Genomic DNA, 849 nt, shown 5'->3' on the forward strand with positions numbered 1-849 from the left:
GTATCGTCGCGACCGCCCCCGGCTGCGAGACCGTCGACGCCGACCCGGCCAAGGTGCTCGGCTCGGTCGTCGAAGCGGGCGCCGAACTGCTGCGCGAGACGGGGCGGCGCTGTGTGGGCGCCGGGCTCGCCGTGCCGTCCGCGGTCGCCGAACCCGAGGGCCTGGCGCTCAACCCGCTGCACCTCGCCTGGCCGGCGGGAGCGCCCGTACGGGAGATCTTCGCCGAGCGGGTGCGCGCCGCCGGCATCACCGGGCCCGCCTTCGCCGCCAACGACATCAACCTGGCCGCGCTCGCCGAGCACCGGCACGGCGCGGGCCGCGGCGCCAGGGACCTGCTGTGCGTGGCCACCGGGCACCGGGGCGTGGGCGGCGCGCTGGTGCTCGACGGACGGCTGCACACGGGCAGTTCGGGCCTGGCCCTAGAGGTCGGCCACCTCACCGTGAATCCGGAGGGCCGCCCCTGCCACTGCGGCAGCCGTGGCTGCCTCGACGTGGAGGCGGACCCGCTGGCCTTGCTGGCGGCGGCCGGTCGTGAGGCCGGTCCCGAGGTCTCACAGCTTCAGCAGGCCAACGACCTCATCCGCACCGCGTACGCCACCGACCCGGCCGTCCGCGGCGCCGTCGAGCTGCTGATCGACCGGCTCGGCCTCGGCCTCGCCGGCCTGGTCAACATCCTCAACCCGGACCGCATCATCCTCGGCGGGCTGCACCGCACCCTGCTCGACGCCGACCCCGAGCGGCTGCGTGCCGTCGTCGCCGACCGCAGCCTGTGGGGCCGCAGCGGCCAAGTACCCGTCCTCGCCTGCACTCTCGACCACAACAGCCTGGTCGGAGCGGCGGAATTGGCGT

Annotated in this window: 1 protein-coding gene; it reads left to right on the plus strand. The window is 75.4% G+C overall.

The genetic code is table 11. From position 1 onward, the window contains the following. Positions 1–849: ROK family protein (locus C3488_RS39705; RefSeq protein WP_103845641.1), on the plus strand; the 849-nt coding region annotated here is incomplete at both ends.

The organism is Streptomyces sp. Ru72 (assembly GCF_002920635.1).
In the GTDB taxonomy this organism is placed as follows: Bacteria; Actinomycetota; Actinomycetes; order Streptomycetales; family Streptomycetaceae; genus Streptomyces.